A 1,242-nucleotide genomic window follows, 5' to 3' on the forward strand; every position below is an offset into this window, starting at 1 on the left:
GGCGATCATCAGTGATGTATTGGACTTTTCAAAGATTGAATCTGGATGCTTCTCGTTGGCTCCTCAATGGAGCAATGCAAGAGACACTGTAACTTTTGTTTTATCTGAACAAAAGAAGATAGCAGACGATAAAGGGTTGTCGTTAACCCTAACTAGCGACATTCCAGAAGGTGAACTACATTACATCGACCCAAGTCGCTTAGCACAGATCCTTTTTAATCTCATTGGTAACGCAATAAAGTTCACTGAACACGGGCATGTACATGTTTCTATTACATACCAGCACAGTTCATTCCGTATTAGCGTAGAAGACACCGGAATTGGCATCAGCTCACAGCAACTTTCGTCATTATTCAGTCCGTTCGTGCAAGCCGATAGCACAATCACACGTAGATTTGGTGGCACCGGCTTAGGTTTAGCAATAACAAAACGACTAGTAGAACTGATGCGCGGGCGTATATCGGTCGAGAGTGAGCCAGGAAAAGGCTCGAAATTTGAAGTGCGGTTACCAGTTCTAACGAGAGTTACGAACAATCAAGATCATGCTGCAGAAGATAAATACTCGCAAGTTCCCAGAACCCGTTATTCAGTGTTAGTTGTTGAAGACAACCCAACCAATCAGATGGTGATTCAATTGATCCTTGCGCGGCAAGGCCATGAAGTTTTCATCGCAAGCAACGGTGAAGAAGCCATTGGCTTTGTAGAAAGAGGTAATGACCCGATAGACATTATCTTGATGGATGTGTCGATGCCAGTTATGGACGGAATAACCACAACCAAATACATGAGAGACGCAAACATCAAAACACCAATTGTCGCGCTAACGGCACACACATCAGTAGAAGATAAATTTTCTTGTTTAGATGTCGGTATGAATGATTTCATTACCAAACCTGTAAGAACCAAAGAGATCATTGAAGCAATTGATAGGTTAATGCTTGAAGTCTAATAAACGTATTCTTAATCGAAGATTAGGAAATATGTTTATTAGGTATTTTATGGTAAATAGACTTACTGTTAAATGGAACGTCAGTTTGGTAGTCAAACAAGAGGCAGGGCATCACATAAAGGTACCTGCCTTATAAACACCAAACTCAATTTAACATAATATACATAATACGCACTGAATCGAGGGTTCTATCCCTAGGGCTATAGCACCGCAAGCCATTGAAATACTTGTTAAACCAAGCCCATTATACTTTTTTGCAATGCTGTTCCACAGTGTGTTAGAGCAATTTAGTA

At 40.7% G+C, this 1,242-nt stretch carries 2 protein-coding genes; one reads left to right on the top strand and one right to left on the bottom strand.

The features are described from left to right. On the top strand, positions 1-949 hold a 949-nt coding region (locus AB4496_RS28335), incomplete at its 5' end, for an ATP-binding protein (protein WP_372133384.1). A gap of 150 nt (positions 950-1,099) precedes the next feature. Here AB4496_RS28335 and AB4496_RS28340 read toward each other — a convergent pair. After that, a partial coding sequence (locus AB4496_RS28340) for a DUF3693 domain-containing protein (RefSeq protein ID WP_372106006.1) occupies positions 1,100-1,242 on the bottom strand: 143 nt, incomplete at its 5' end.

The sequence above is a fragment of the Vibrio sp. 10N.222.46.A1 genome (assembly GCF_041473595.1).
Classification (GTDB): Bacteria; Pseudomonadota; Gammaproteobacteria; order Enterobacterales; family Vibrionaceae; genus Vibrio; species Vibrio tasmaniensis_A.